14 protein-coding genes are annotated in these 14414 nt (G+C 53.3%); 11 read left to right on the top strand and 3 right to left on the bottom strand.

Going from position 1 to position 14414, the window contains the following annotated elements; genetic code table 11:
• Window positions 1-124: 124 nt before the first annotated feature.
• The 5 genes from tig (at window position 125) to SIB66_RS03795 (ending at window position 6261) form a co-directional block, all read left to right on the top strand.
• Window positions 125-1564, top strand: coding sequence for a trigger factor (tig, locus tag SIB66_RS03815; RefSeq protein ID WP_063421776.1), 1440 nt, complete (start codon window positions 125-127; stop codon window positions 1562-1564).
• A 46-nt stretch (window positions 1565-1610) separates the two neighbouring features.
• Window positions 1611-2285 carry an ATP-dependent Clp endopeptidase proteolytic subunit ClpP gene (gene clpP / locus SIB66_RS03810; RefSeq protein WP_063406013.1) on the top strand — a complete coding sequence of 225 codons (675 nt, stop codon included), beginning with the start codon at window positions 1611-1613 and terminating at the stop codon, window positions 2283-2285.
• A gap of 88 nt (window positions 2286-2373) precedes the next feature.
• On the top strand, window positions 2374-3732 hold the full coding sequence (gene clpX / locus SIB66_RS03805) for an ATP-dependent protease ATP-binding subunit ClpX (RefSeq protein ID WP_063406014.1): 1359 nt from the start codon (window positions 2374-2376) through the stop codon (window positions 3730-3732).
• Between the two features lie 4 nt (window positions 3733-3736).
• On the top strand, window positions 3737-4417 hold the full coding sequence (locus SIB66_RS03800; RefSeq protein ID WP_063406015.1) for a lecithin retinol acyltransferase family protein: 681 nt from the start codon (window positions 3737-3739) through the stop codon (window positions 4415-4417).
• Between the two features lie 23 nt (window positions 4418-4440).
• The gene (locus SIB66_RS03795) at window positions 4441-6261 is read left to right on the top strand and encodes a DNA polymerase III subunit gamma/tau (protein ID WP_063406016.1); all 1821 of its coding nucleotides are present in this window, start codon (window positions 4441-4443) and stop codon (window positions 6259-6261) included.
• A gap of 4 nt (window positions 6262-6265) precedes the next feature.
• Here SIB66_RS03795 and SIB66_RS03790 read toward each other — a convergent pair whose 3' ends face one another.
• Window positions 6266-7597, bottom strand: a complete 1332-nt coding sequence (locus SIB66_RS03790) for a glycosyltransferase (RefSeq protein ID WP_063406017.1) — start codon at window positions 7595-7597, stop codon at window positions 6266-6268.
• A gap of 24 nt (window positions 7598-7621) precedes the next feature.
• Window positions 7622-9232 carry a SpoIID/LytB domain-containing protein gene (locus SIB66_RS03785; RefSeq protein WP_236070170.1) on the bottom strand — a complete coding sequence of 537 codons (1611 nt, stop codon included), beginning with the start codon at window positions 9230-9232 and terminating at the stop codon, window positions 7622-7624.
• A 63-nt stretch (window positions 9233-9295) separates the two neighbouring features.
• Here SIB66_RS03785 and rpmI point away from each other — a divergent pair, with 63 nt between their 5' ends.
• The 3 genes from rpmI (at window position 9296) to SIB66_RS03770 (ending at window position 11490) form a co-directional block, all read left to right on the top strand.
• Complete coding sequence (gene rpmI / locus SIB66_RS03780; protein ID WP_011129435.1) at window positions 9296-9493, top strand: 50S ribosomal protein L35; 198 nt, start codon at window positions 9296-9298, stop codon at window positions 9491-9493.
• A gap of 71 nt (window positions 9494-9564) precedes the next feature.
• Window positions 9565-9912 (top strand): 50S ribosomal protein L20, encoded by a 348-nt coding sequence (gene rplT / locus SIB66_RS03775; protein ID WP_011129434.1) that lies wholly within the window; start codon window positions 9565-9567, stop codon window positions 9910-9912.
• A 1014-nt stretch (window positions 9913-10926) separates the two neighbouring features.
• On the top strand, window positions 10927-11490 hold the full coding sequence (locus tag SIB66_RS03770) for a tetratricopeptide repeat protein (protein ID WP_063404293.1): 564 nt from the start codon (window positions 10927-10929) through the stop codon (window positions 11488-11490).
• Here the strand turns inward: SIB66_RS03770 and SIB66_RS03765 are convergent.
• The gene (locus tag SIB66_RS03765; RefSeq protein ID WP_063406020.1) at window positions 11458-11997 is read right to left on the bottom strand and encodes a hypothetical protein; all 540 of its coding nucleotides are present in this window, start codon (window positions 11995-11997) and stop codon (window positions 11458-11460) included. The genes SIB66_RS03770 and SIB66_RS03765 overlap by 33 nt on opposite strands.
• A gap of 88 nt (window positions 11998-12085) precedes the next feature.
• Between SIB66_RS03765 and SIB66_RS03760 the strand changes: the two genes are divergently transcribed.
• The 3 genes from SIB66_RS03760 to SIB66_RS03750 all read left to right on the top strand — a co-directional run bounded on the left by SIB66_RS03760 (window position 12086) and on the right by SIB66_RS03750 (window position 14407).
• Window positions 12086-12916, top strand: a complete 831-nt coding sequence (locus tag SIB66_RS03760; RefSeq protein ID WP_063421960.1) for a thiazole synthase — start codon at window positions 12086-12088, stop codon at window positions 12914-12916.
• A gap of 67 nt (window positions 12917-12983) precedes the next feature.
• Complete coding sequence (gene psb34 / locus SIB66_RS03755; protein WP_011129430.1) at window positions 12984-13151, top strand: photosystem II assembly protein Psb34; 168 nt, start codon at window positions 12984-12986, stop codon at window positions 13149-13151.
• 59 nt (window positions 13152-13210) lie between these two features.
• A complete protein-coding gene (locus SIB66_RS03750) occupies window positions 13211-14407 on the top strand; it encodes an NAD-dependent epimerase/dehydratase family protein (protein ID WP_063404297.1) in 1197 nt (398 codons plus the stop codon).
• Window positions 14408-14414 lie beyond the last annotated feature (7 nt).

Here is a 14414-nt window from a genome sequence, read left to right as displayed (position 1 = left end):
AAATTGAGCCCAGCTGGGATAAAGCCCTAGAGCCTCAATCAGGCAAGACGTTGAGACCACAATACGTGTTGAGAGAAGACCTACCGCTTTCTTAGGGTGGTCTTCTGCTCGCAGTCGTCCGTCCATGAGTGCCACAGCACTACAGGTCAAAACCACGCAGAAACCCAATAGCCGACTTGCTGTCGAAGTAGCGGTACCAGCAGAGCGCTGCCTGGCCAACTATGAGGCCGCTGTCACCCGCTTAAGTCGCACCATCAATCTTCCAGGCTTCCGCAAGGGGAAGGTTCCGCGTGCCGTTCTGCTGCAACAGATCGGCCCGGTAAGAATCCGTGCAACAGCCTTAGAATCGCTCGTTGATGCTGTCTGGCGTGAAGTCCTCGAACAAGAATCAATCGAGCCACTTTGCGAACCCGAACTCAGTGGCGGCTTTGACGCTCTTCTTGAAAGCTTTCAGCCCAGCGAGGCACTGACCCTCACCCTTGAGACAGACGTCACCCCAACCCCAAAACTTAAAGCCACCAAAGGACTCCAAGCCGAAGCAGAAGTGGTGACTTTCGATCCCAGCAAGGTCGATGAATTGATCGAACAATCCCGCAAACAACTAGCCACCCTTGTACCCGTCGAAAGTCGCCCAGCAGCAATCGGCGATATCGCTGTGGTTAGTTTCAGCGGCACCTACGACGACGACGGCAGCGCAATTGAAGGCGGAAGTAGTGAGTCCATGGATGTCGATCTTGAAGATGGACAAATGATCCCTGGCTTCGTGGAAGGGATTATCGGTATGAACTTGGGCGATGAGAAAACTGTTGATTGCCACTTCCCAGACGATTACTCAAAAGAAGATGCTCGCGGCCGTAAAGCCAGCTTTGTAATCAACCTCAAAGAACTCAAAACCCGAGAGTTACCTGATCTTGACGATGCTTTCGCCCAGCAGTCCAGTGACAAAGCAACTCTGCAAGAACTTCGCAACGATCTAGAACAACGTCTTCAGGAAGACGCAAAGCGTCGTGATCGCAGCAATCGTCACGACGCACTGCTGGAAGCATTGACTGAGCAGCTGGAAGTAGATCTACCAAACACCCTTGTGCAGCAAGAGATACGCAACCTTGTTGAACAAACTGCCAGTCAATTCGCCCAACAGGGGATGGACGTGAAATCAATGTTCACCCCAGAGCTTGTGCGTTCCTTGATGGAATCATCACGCCCAGAAGCCGAAGAGCGCCTACGTCGCAGTCTTGCCCTCACTGCACTAGCTGAAAGCGAAGATCTCAAAATAGAAGAGAGTGAAATCAGCGCCAAGGTCAAGGAAGTAAGCCGCGAGCTTTCTGGCGAACGCGATATTGACCCGGCAAGGTTGCGTCAAGCTGTTAGCGACGACTTACTCAAAGACAAATTGCTGGACTGGCTCGAAAACAACAACACCATTACCGAAAAGGTGCTTGAAAGCGAGGCAAAAACCAGTAAGCCCGCTGCAAAATCCAAAGGCAGCAAAACTAAATCCACAAAAACCAAGACCAACAAAGCCAAGACTGAAAAACCTGCCTCGGACAAAACCAAGTCCTGAATAGCACCAATAGATTGATAAAAGTGCTCCCCTCAAGCCCAAACGAGTGATCAATTCCTGCTGCTACCACCCCATCCACAATTGCTGGCCGGGCATTCGTCCTGTCTCATCACCAGGGATCCTGCCCACAGTGGTGGAACAGTCGGGCCGGGGAGAACGCGCATTCGACATTTACTCACGCTTGCTACGTGAGCGAATCATTTTTCTTGGCACTGGTGTCGACGATCAAGTGGCAGATGCCCTCGTTGCTCAGATGCTCTTCCTTGAAGCCGAAGATCCCGAAAAGGACATCCAGATCTATATCAACTCCCCAGGTGGTTCAGTGACCGCTGGTTTGGCTATCTATGACACCATGCAGCAGGTCGCTCCAGACGTCGTGACCATCTGTTATGGCCTTGCTGCCAGCATGGGGGCTTTCCTTCTCTGCGGAGGTACCAAAGGCAAGCGAATGGCACTACCCAATGCACGGATCATGATTCATCAGCCCCTGGGTGGTGCCCAGGGCCAAGCAGTAGACATCGAAATCCAGGCCAAGGAGATCCTCTTCTTAAAAGAAACCCTCAACGGCCTTCTCGCCGAACACACTGGCCAACCCCTCAACAAAATCGCTGAAGACACTGACCGCGACCACTTCCTTTCTCCAGCAAAAGCGGTTGAATACGGACTGATCGATCGGGTTGTGGATAGCCTCACAGGCGGTGGAATCGTTACGGAAGGGTGACGCAACCCTTATCTGACACGATCCTGAGCGTTCAGGCTGGCCAACATTCGTCAGATCCTGTCTGCCCGTTTGAAGTGATCACAGCCCGATGGCCAAATTCGACGCCCATCTAAAGTGCTCTTTCTGCGGCAAGTCTCAGGACCAAGTACGCAAATTGATTGCCGGGCCAGGTGTCTACATCTGCGACGAATGCATCGATCTCTGCACCGAGATCCTGGATGAAGAACTTGTCGATAGCCAAGGCAACCCACGTCATAGCAGCGAGTCAAATCGCAAGTCTGCAACTGCTTCCCATAAAAGTGGAAAGCCAGCACCCACACTCGCCACAATACCCAAACCTCAGGAGATCAAAAACTTCCTAGATAAGCAAGTGGTGGGGCAAGAAGCTGCCAAAAAAGTACTTTCAGTCGCCGTCTATAACCACTACAAACGTCTGGCTTGGCAAGGTGACGGCCAAGGCGAAACCGATCTATCTGCAACCAGGCTCCACAAGTCAAACATCCTGCTCATCGGTCCAACAGGCTGTGGCAAAACCCTATTAGCTCAGACCCTGGCCGAACTCCTGGACGTGCCCTTCGCCGTTGCTGATGCAACCACACTGACCGAAGCCGGCTACGTGGGCGAGGATGTCGAAAACATTTTGCTGCGGCTATTGCAAAAAGCCGACATGGACGTGGAGCATGCTCAGCGCGGCATCATTTACGTCGATGAGATCGATAAGATCGCCCGAAAAAGTGAAAACCCCTCCATTACCCGCGACGTATCCGGTGAAGGAGTACAGCAAGCCCTGCTAAAGATGCTCGAAGGCACAGTGGCCAACGTGCCGCCCCAAGGAGGGCGTAAACACCCCTATCAAGACTGCATCCAAATCGACACCAGCCAGATCCTCTTCATCTGCGGTGGTGCCTTCATTGGCCTCGAAGATGTGGTGCAACGGCGACTAGGCCGTAATGCCATCGGCTTTATGCCCAGCGATGGTCGAGGACGCAGCCGGGCCAATCGTGATCTACAGGCCTCACAGGTGCTTCACCACCTTGAAGCCGACGACCTCGTGCGTTATGGCTTGATCCCTGAATTCATTGGCCGCATTCCCGTGAGTGCAGTGCTTGAACCACTTGATTCACAAGCACTCGAATCGATTCTCACGGAGCCTCGTGACGCACTGGTCAAGCAATTCAGCACCCTGCTGAGCATGGACAACGTGCAGCTTGAGTTTGAATCAGATGCCGTAGAAGCTATCGCCCAGGAAGCACATCGGCGCAAGACCGGGGCCCGAGCACTACGAGGCATCATCGAAGAGTTAATGCTGGATTTGATGTACGACCTTCCCTCCAAGAAGAACGTGAAGAAATTCACCGTGACCCGCACGATGGTTGATGAACATACCGGCGGCAAGGTGCTGCCTCTACCAGCCAACGACGAGCGATCGCATCAGGAATCAGCCTGATCCAGTGGCGACGGCTGACCACCTCAAGGTGCCCCGCCAGCACGGACTTTTTTTGCATCACGGAATTGATCTTGGAGATGGCAGCGTGGCCCACTATCTAGAAGGTCGGTCAATCCTGCGCAGCTCCCTTGAAGACTTCTCTCGCGGTGCAACTGTGAACGTGGTGAATCACACCCAGGCCTCTCCCTCAGGCGTGACCCTGAGACGAGCGATGAGTCGCATTGGAGAGCAGCGCTACAACCTACTTTTCAATAATTGTGAGCACTTTGCCAACTGGTGCAAAACCGGGCGACATCGAAGCAGCCAGGTCGAGGACTGGATGCAAACCAGCAGCCTAGGAGCGCTGGCACTGGGTCAAATCATCCCTGCTGCCCTACTGACAGGATTATCACTACTCCTTCGGCGAGGAATGGTGGATGAAACCTCGCGGGAGCGTGCAAGGCAAGCAGTAGCTCAACTGAAAAGTCTGCGCGTGAACTTACTCAACAAACTGGAAGCAACACTGGAGCAAGCAGAGGGATGGCTTCATGGCGAACCAGACAACAACTTGATCGATCACCACAACTCCCGCAGCCGTTCTTTGCTGTTAAAAGGTCAGACCCTTGCCGATGAACTAGCAGCAATAGAAGATCTAGAAGCCCGCATCACTGCATTGCTCGACGAACCAAAAGCCAAGCCTGAGTAACCTCAACATCCCGCCAGCAGCGCATGAGCCAGGCCTACCAGCCGCTGCATCACAAATATCGACCACAGCGTTTCGATGCCCTGGTGGGGCAGGACGCGATCGCCGCGACCCTCATTCATGCCTTGCGCAGCAGCCGGATCGCACCGGCCTATCTATTCAGCGGTCCACGAGGCACTGGTAAAACCTCCAGTGCTCGCATCCTGGCCCGATCACTCAATTGCTTGAACTGCGACCAGCCAACACCCGAGCCATGCGGAAACTGTGAGCTCTGCAAAAGCATTGCCGCCGGCACAGCACTAGACGTGATCGAAATCGACGCCGCCTCCAACACCGGCGTAGACAACATTCGCGAACTGATCGAACGCTCCCGCTTTGCCCCGGTACAAGCCCGATGGAAGGTTTATGTGGTGGACGAATGCCACATGCTCTCAACCGCCGCCTTCAATGCCCTACTGAAGACCCTTGAAGAACCACCGCCACGGGTGGTGTTCGTACTAGCAACAACCGATCCACAGCGAGTGCTGCCGACCATCCTCAGCCGTTGTCAGCGTTTTGATTTCAGGCGGATTCCACTGGAAGCGCTTGAAAAACACCTAGAGATGATCGCCACTCGTGAAGCCATTCCGATTGAGCCCGAAGCCCTGCATGTGGTAGCCCAGCGAGCCCAGGGAGGGCTTCGAGATGCGGAAAGCCTGCTTGATCAGCTCAGCCTGCTTCCAGGGCCCATCAAAGCAGAAGCTGTATGGGAGTTGATGGGAGCCGTGCCAGAGCAAGAGCTGCTGAAACTAGCCGCAGCCTTGGCCCAAGCCGATCCACTCTGCTTATTGGAAACCTGCCGAAACCTGCTGAATCGAGGCCGTGATCCAGGTGCACTTCTGCAAGGGCTGGCAGCGGTGTTGCGAGATTTGGTGCTCATGACTGCCGCACCCGATCGCCCTGAACTCACAAGTGTTTCTCCACAATTCCGCAATCAATTGCCGCCCCTAGCCAGCCAAATAGGTCGTCAACAGCTTTTGCAATGGCAGATCCAACTCAAAGGAAGCGAAAGTCAGCTACGTCACAGCGTTCAACCCCGTCTCTGGCTTGAAGTGCTTCTGCTGGGTCTGCTGGCCGAACCACCTTCCAGTGAAGCTGTAACCGCAGTGCCAATAACAAAGACACCTCAACCAATAACCCCAGCTGCGCAGGCGATCACTGCCAACGCATTGACCCCGACAACACAAATCCAACAACCCCCTTCTGGATCAACGACGACCCACGATCCAGTCTCAGCAATCACCCCAAACGCAAAACCCGATCCACCCCCAGCTCCAGCCCAGAGAACCCCTATCGGCAATCTGCAGGAGTTATGGCAACAAATACTTGGCAGTTTGGAGTTACCTTCCACACGCATGTTGCTCTCTCAGCAAGCCCAGCTAGTGCGCCTTGATGACAATCGCGCCGTGGTTCAAGTTGCCGGCAACTGGATGGGAATGGTGCAAAGCCGTGCAACCCTCCTGGAACAAGCAATAGCAAAAGCCCTGGGAAATTCCAGACAGCTTGTTCTCGAAAGCCAAAGCGGAAGTGCCACACCAATGCCAAGCCCACAAGAAACGGGTGCGACACCAACACCAAACACATCCGCTTCCACTGCTGAACCATCACCACAACAACAAGTTCAATCCAGCTCTACAGGCGCTTATCCCCCAGATCCTGCAACCAGCGCCGCCATCACAGACCAGCAAAAGCCTCTAGAGGAGGATTCTCCTACGACTCAGCCCACTTCCTCTGTAGAACCCATCGACAGCAAAGCAAAGCGACTAGCTGACTTCTTCAACGGCAAAGTGCTGGACGTGGACCTTTAAACATTCAAACCTGAACAGGCTGTTGGCCATGATGACTGGTCTTGGCCCACACCAAACTCTTCGGGAACAGTGCCATCCGTACTGTGACCCAAGGGATGACCACAAACCAGTGAGATAAATAAGTAATCGCCACCACAAGATTCCACGGGGTTGGCGATGGCAAAGCAGGCCCATCACTGATGCTCCTACAACCGCGCCAGTAAGCCATCCCTGAAATGCTGAAGGCCACGATCGAAAGGGGCCAATAGGTTGGGATAGTGCGTGTCAACAATGTGGTGAACAGATCAGCGAAAGACACCACTGGGAGGGCATATTGAAGGAGGAAAAAACAAGCCAAATCACGACGCTGAGCAAGAGTTAACTTGCTGGACATCAAGACTGGCCAGTAGTCAAAAAATCGCTGCAATCCACCCTCCGCCCAACGTTGCCGTTGTCTCCAAAGAGCTGACAAGCTCTCCACTGCCTCCTCCTGCACTGGAGGGTTCCAGACAATCCCGACCAAAGCTCCAGCTGTAAGTAAACGGAAACTCAGATCAAGATCATCTGTGACCGTATTTTCATTGAATCCCCCACAAGCCTCCAGCGTGGAGCGTTGAATCAACTGGCCATTTCCACGCAGCTCAACCACGCCTCCCCCCGCTAAGCGTCCTTGTTGAATCAAGGCATCCATAGCCATCTCCATCGCCTGAACCCTGGTGAGCAGATTGTGCTGAGAGTTGATCACCGCCTTCCGCAACTGCACAGCAGACCACCCACCCTGTTGGGCAAAGAACACCAGACGCTGGAGCAGGTCATCCTGCAACTGGGCATCAGCATCAAGAATCAAGAGCCATTCACCCTGAAGCTGCTGGAGTGCTGCATTAAGAGCTCCAGACTTTCCGCCGCCTGCTCCAGAAGGACGATGAATCACGTTTAAAGAAGGAAACTGCTCCTGCAACTCATCCAGTAGAGCTGGCGTTCGGTCCTGACTACCATCATCAATGATCCAAGTAGACAGCTTGTCCTTGGGATAGTTCAGACCCGCAAGACGTTCCACCAACCGATCAACCACAGCTTCCTCATCCCTGGCAGCGACCAAAACATCAACGCTGGGCCAGACATACTCAGCAGAGGGCTCAAGCCCTATTTCATTGGCATTGGCAGACGAGTGTTGCCTATCGCGCAAAACCGTGCGCAGGCCATACCCTCCCAAGACAAAAGCCAGCGTAATTGCAGGCAAAAGACTTCTACCTACTTCCAACCAAAGGTGGGGTGCGGCACCAGCCCAACCGCAAGCAATCAAAAACAGGGCTGTCTTGCCGCGTCGATGATCCCCAATGACAGCGGCGGCGGCCATGCATAGACGCGAAGTCCAGGGACTCTAAGGGGCATCCTTCATCTCAGGCAAAGGTCCATAGGTCGTTCCTGGGTAGTAATGACTAAGAATCTGTTCAGTTGTCCAGCCCCGACGGGCCAGATCAACTGCTCCGGCTTGTGAAAGCCCAGCCCCATGGCCAAAACCACCGCCAGAAAGTTGCCAAACTCCGACACCAACTTCCTCAACCACGAAGAGAGTGCTTGGTAACTGACGCAAATGACGCCGAATACCGTCTAATCGAAGCACCACAGAGGGCTGATGGCCTTCATCACTTATCTCCAAAGACAAGACCCGACCACTTGGACCCCGTTCAAGAACAGTCAATCGCTGGGGCATTGACAAGCTAGGCGCCACCAAACGCAAAGCTTGTTGCAACTGTTCAGCAGTCAAAGTACGGGTCCAACGAAAACGGGGATGACCCTGGCCATAAGCACCATCGGCATTATCCAGCAATGACTTCACGACCACTCGTTCTGTGAGTGGCAAAAGGAAGCGATCTACCCATCCAACGGATCCATCCAACTGAGCCCTTAGGTATGGAACAGACTCCATGGACCAAGCTTCAGAACCAGCGGCCATCACACCACCATTGCTGGCGTGATACACAGCATTGATCGGTTGCTCCTTCCAGCTCAACACCTTGCCAGCAGTGCTCACAATCGCCTGGCGGACACCAAAACTGGCCTGCCTTGGATCGCTATAAACCTGGCACTGAGTGTCACTGCACAGATGGTATCCATCAAGGGCAAACCGATGGCTATTGGCAAGCGCCCAGGTCCTAGCCAACACCGTCTGAGCAGCTAAGGCTGCTGATGGAGCGCCCGCTCCAATCTCATGGGGCACCACTCCTTCCAGATACCTCTCCAGGGGCACATGTTCCACCAAAGTCCAGCTTCCGTAGGCATCAACCTGCAGTTGAAACGGCCCCAAATACACCCCACCCTTCCAACTGAGGCCATCAGGCGCATCAATCTGAATCGGACCCACCAAGCTGCGATCACCACTATCCCCCTGAATCACAGGCTGAACAGCTGTAGAGACGATGCCCTGCCAAAGACGAATGTCCACACCTGGGAGAGGTTGTACGCCTTGCGGTGCCCACACTTCCCATTCGCTTGGATGAGCAACCACGGCCGCAACGCCCAGCTCTCGCCACTGCGATGCAACCTGCTCCGCCGACTCGAAACTGGCGAATGGACCAGCCACCTGACGTGACAACTGCAGGGGCTCCTCGAGAGCTACCAACTGCCAGGTGATTGTGATAACTGGAGCCCGCTCCACATCACCGCGCGCATCTTTGAGCAATAAGGGCTGATGCCCAGCACTGATCAAACGTAATGATGGAGCTGAGCGACTAGACGTCGTGCCCTGCCCCAAATAAGGCTGCAAAGCTACCCACAACAAAGACCTACCTGACATAGGAACCGGCGGAGCTTGTACCGCCTGATGAGTAGGCATACCAACAGAACCAACTGGTGGAATCACCTCTTGGGCGTCACAGCCCACCGTGCACACACCAAGCAAGACCAGGGCGCCACTCATGACTTGCTTTGAGCGAATCAGCGAACGATGAAAAGTCTTGGCCAATGCTTCCCCTCGGCAAACACCCATCATGCGAAATTTGGCTTCTGGCAGGTCTTGATCGTATGGTTGTCGTTTGTGCGCAGACCGTCAGAGATGCCTAAGCTCAAGACCCGCAAAGCTGCTGCCAAGCGGTTCAAGGCAACTGTCACTGGCAAATTCATGCGCCGTCGTGCATTTCGCAATCACCTACTGGACCACAAAAGCCCGAAATTAAAGCGCCATCTCGCCACCAAAGCCGTTGTAGATGAACGTGATGCGGAGAATGTGCGTCTGATGCTCCCTTACGCCTAAAGACCAAGCTCAACTAACAGGTCTTAAACAAGCTCTGATCTGATTTCATTCCCTTCTTGATTTCTTAAACCATGGCCCGCGTCAAAAGAGGCAACGTTGCCCGCAAACGCCGCAACAAAATTCTTCGACTAGCCCGCGGCTTTCAAGGCAGCAATGGAAGCCTCTTCCGCACAGCCAATCAGCGGGTCATGAAGGCTCTTTGCAATGCCTATCGCGATCGGCGGCGGCGCAAACGTGATTTTCGTCGTCTCTGGATTGCTCGCATTAATGCAGCCGCTCGGATCAATGGAGTCAGCTACAGCCGCCTGATTGGTGGCCTTAAAAAAGCCGACGTACGCATCAATCGGAAAATGTTGGCCCAACTGGCAGTCATGGATCCAAAAAGTTTCACGAGCGTGGTTACCTCCGCCAAGAGCTGATTCACTTTTTGGCTTATCAATACACATAGTCAACAGAAACTCCAATCTGAAGATCTTTCTGGATGCCTAGCCAAAAAACTTTCATCTCTGTTTAATGACCAGAGCATCTTGAACTCTTGATAGTGGCTTGTTTTTCTCTACCGTCTATTGCTTTTGAGGATCATCCAATCCATCAAAGCTAAAAAATCATCAAGACATCAAAATCAGTTCTGGCTTGATAGCTGAGCAAACCTTAAACCTGACTCCAAGGCTTGCCGTTGCGCTGACCGCTCCAAGCCAATGTGGGCAATACTCCTGCATGTAAGAGAGCGCGGTCTTCGCTTATCGGCTTGCTCCGGCTTTGCCTTCGCAGCCGATGAACCGAAAAATTGACTGATTTCAACCACTGAGGCCTGCAACCCACAAGCTCAGGCAAAATCTCAATGGCCTACCCACACTTCAGACATGCAGCCACAAAGACTGTGATCACTCTGCTGAACTGAGCAAGCCCGTTCAGCAGCAATTGATCTCAAAAAAGCAGAGAACAACCATGAATGTGCCGATCAGAGGAGGTACTGCAATAGGAGCTAGAAGTCGGCTGATGTTCTGAAGCCAAGGGATTTGCAGCGATGGGTCCAAAACACACAAGCAGGACTAAGACCCTCCTCTACGTCTCTCTCATGCTCGAGAGCAATGAATCTGACGTGCTGATGCACGCAGAACGTCCTATACCTAATCTGCTAGTCCAGCAAAGACTCGTTCTCGTCTGAGAAGATATCAAACCATCAAATGGTGGGAGCTACTTTGAAAAGATGGTTGGAAGCCTCTAACCCCTCAGTGCTGATCTCTAACCAAGCGCAAATTTCCCGCAAGTGCCTAACTCAATATCGATGAACCTGCAGAGCAAACTCTTTGAGCCATTGGGAAAATGGTTTTTCAACCAGAAAAGCAGATGTTAAAAGTTCAAAGTCAATTCGACTACTTCCTCGATTTGACTGCAAATGCCAACTCATCACTAAGAACTGCCCCTAAACCATGAGCGCCTTCCTGCCAGAAACGCAAACCTACCTAATTGGCCTAATCGGTTTGCTCGCAATCGTGGCTGTCATCGTGGGCAGTCAAGTTTTCAAGACTCAACGCGACGAACGGGCACTGATCCGACTTGAAAAAAGTGGAGCGGGCTCTTCCAAAGAGGCATCCAAACTCTATGAACTGGCATCTGTACAGCTGCGTAAAAGGCTCTATCCCCAGGCCATAGCCTCCCTTCGCAAGGCCTTGAAGCAACTGACTGGTGAACCAGATGAAGCCAAAGCTCTGATCGAAAATGCCCTTGGGTTTGCACTCGCGGCTCAAACAGACTATTCATCTGCAGTTAGTCACTACCAGTCAGCCCTAAAAGCCAAGGCTGACTACCCCGTAGCACTCAACAACCTTGCCTTTGCTAAAGAGCGCCTTGAGCAAGATGCTGAGGCCTACGAGCTGTATCAAAAGGTGCTCAGCCTGGATCCCAAGAACAAGACAGCGCGCAAAAACCTCAAGCGATTGGCAAAAACACAACCAACAAACTCACCAGAGCCCGCGGATGGGCAAGGGTTCTGATAAGGGTTCTGATGCCTGTACTGAACAGGAGCTGTTTAAGTCGAGCATGCCGCCCGTATTGGTAAGACGAGGTACCTGCCAACCCACCATTGTTAACTCCTGAAGGCCGATAAAAAAACCACCTGGCTCCACTCCAGGAATCAACTGATCTGAAAGGGGTAGCAACTCCAGCTGATCTGACTTGGCATTCAAGTTTCCCTGCACAGGAGTTGTAACGCTGCCAAGACGCATCTCTCCACGCAGATCAATGATCTGACCAATCGGTGTGAGCTTGGACAGATCCAAGTTCACATCAACATTGGAGCCATCTCCAAAAGACTTGTAAGTGCCACACCACTGGCGTGGCATTGTCTCAGCAAGATCAACGGCACGCGCTACCGGATCAAATCTCTGAACAGAGCCCTCCACGACCAGCGGCACAGCCAATTGAGAGGAATCCAAGGGCATAGTGAGCTCGAAGGGAACCTCACTGTCAATCGAGAGATCCATGGCGAGCAGGATGGGCATGGAAAAACATGATGATGGGCACAAGCTAAGGCCAATCGGCTCAACCGGGACACTCCGCGATGACGTTCCAACAACCTCAACAGCGCCAATGGTTCTGACGCACTCCTCACCTGACCTACTCACAATCGGCAAACGCAACTTCCACAGCCGACTTTTTGCAGGCACAGGGAAGTACCCAAGCCTAAAAGTGATGCAAGAGAGTCTGCGCTCTTCAGGATGCGAAATGGTGACGGTTGCAGTCCGCCGTGTACAGACAAGGGCATCAGGCCACTCCGGCCTGATCGAAGCCATCGACTGGTCAAAAATATGGATGCTGCCCAACACCGCTGGCTGTGCAACTGCAGAGGAAGCCATTCGTATAGCCCGACTCGGCCGCGAACTCGCCAAACTGGCAGGCCAGGAGGACAACAAGTTCGTCAAGCTCGAAGTCATCCCCGACAGCCGCCACCTCCTACCTGACCCTTTCGGCACCCTTGAGGCCGCTGAACAATTGGTAAAAGAAGGCTTCGAGGTCTTGCCATACATCAATGCCGATCCCCTCTTGGCTAAGCGCCTTGAAGAGGTGGGCTGTGCGACGGTCATGCCACTGGGCTCACCGATTGGATCAGGTCAAGGTCTGAGGAATGCCGCCAACATCTCCCTAATCATTGAAAACGCCCGAGTGCCAGTCGTTGTGGATGCTGGCATCGGTGTCCCCAGTGAAGCTGCACAGGCCTTGGAAATGGGTGCCGACGCAGTGCTGGTTAACAGCGCAATTGCCTTAGCCGGAGATCCAATCACCATGGCCGAAGCAATGCGCTGGGCAATTCAGGCCGGTAGGCAGGCTTACAGATCAGGTCGCCTACCCGAACGCACCGCAGCCTCGCCAAGCTCACCGACAACAGGGATTATTACGGAAGCCAAGACCAAACAATTATGAAGGAACGTAACGGAAAAGTTCCTGCAAGCAATCCTGTCCATAGGGTCCGCCGAGTTGTAAGTGTTACATGCAAGTCACCGAGGAAGAGGGTGGTCGACTCAACGCCTTTGCAAGAGAACCCCGTATGGAAGTGATAGCTGAAAAAGGCAGCAGCAACGCCAACACTCGCCTGCTCCTCATCGGTGGAGCCCTGCTTGTGACATCCCTAATCATCGTCAGGATCGCCATCAGCTGAAAAACCTTGTAGTAGCTTGCCCTGACTGAGCGAATTGCTCGTTCCTGCAGGAGTTTGAGTTGAAAGTTTTCGTTCTCGGCGGCGACGGCTTCTGCGGATGGCCTTGTGCAGTGAACCTTGCTGATAGGGGTCACGACGTATTGATCGTCGACAATCTCAGCCGCCGCAAGATCGATATCGATCTTGAAGTCGAGTCACTCACACCAATCACCAGCATTGGTGACCGCCTTAGAGCCTGGCGAGAAATCGGAGGCAAGCCAATTCGTTTTGAGCACCTAGACATCGCCCATCAGTACGACCGATTGGTGACAATGCTCAAAACTGAACGACCCGATGCGGTGGTTCACTTTGCCGAGCAGCGTGCAGCTCCCTACTCGATGAAGAGCAGCTCCACCAAGCGCTATACCGTCGATAACAACGTCAACGGCACTCACAATCTGCTCGCCGCCATCGTTGAAAGCGGCCTAGACATCCATATCGTGCACCTGGGAACGATGGGGGTCTACGGCTACGGCTCGCACCGCGGAGCCACCATTCCTGAGGGATACCTCAAAGTGGAAGTGCCCCAGCCTGATGGCAGCCGTTTCGAGGAAGAAATTCTTCACCCAGCCAGCCCTGGAAGCGTCTATCACATGACCAAGACGCTCGATCAACTGCTTTTCCTCTACTACAACAAGAATGACCAAATCAGGATCACCGACCTTCACCAAGGCATCGTCTGGGGTACCAACACTGAAGCAACCGCTAGGGATCCACGACTAACCAACCGCTTTGATTACGACGGTGACTACGGCACAGTTCTCAACCGCTTCCTGATGCAGGCAGCAATCGGTTATCCGCTCACTGTCCATGGAACAGGAGGTCAAACCCGTGCCTTCATCCACATCTGCGATTCTGTGAAGTGCGTACAACTGGCTCTTGAAAACCCACCGGCTAAAGGCGAACGAGTCAAGATTTTCAACCAAATGACCGAGAGCCACCAAGTGGGTGAACTTGCCAAGAAGGTAGCTGCCCTAACCGGCGCCGAACTAAACCATCTTCCAAACCCACGCAACGAAGCAGTGGAGAATGATCTGATTGTGGATAACCGCTGCTTCATCGAACTTGGACTCAAACCAACCACCCTCGACGATGGCCTACTTGCTGAAGTAGTCGATGTGGCAAAACGCTGGGCAGACCGCTGCGACCGCAGTCGTATCCCATGTGTATCGGCCTGGACTTCGACCCAGGCGGAGGCCATCAAGAACCCCTCCTAAACAGCCT

Source organism: Prochlorococcus sp. MIT 1318, assembly GCF_047304505.1.
GTDB classification, from domain to species: Bacteria; Cyanobacteriota; Cyanobacteriia; order PCC-6307; family Cyanobiaceae; genus Prochlorococcus; species Prochlorococcus marinus_D.
Note: the sequence above shows the minus strand (reverse complement) of the source record. Positions and strands in the feature narration are given on the sequence as shown.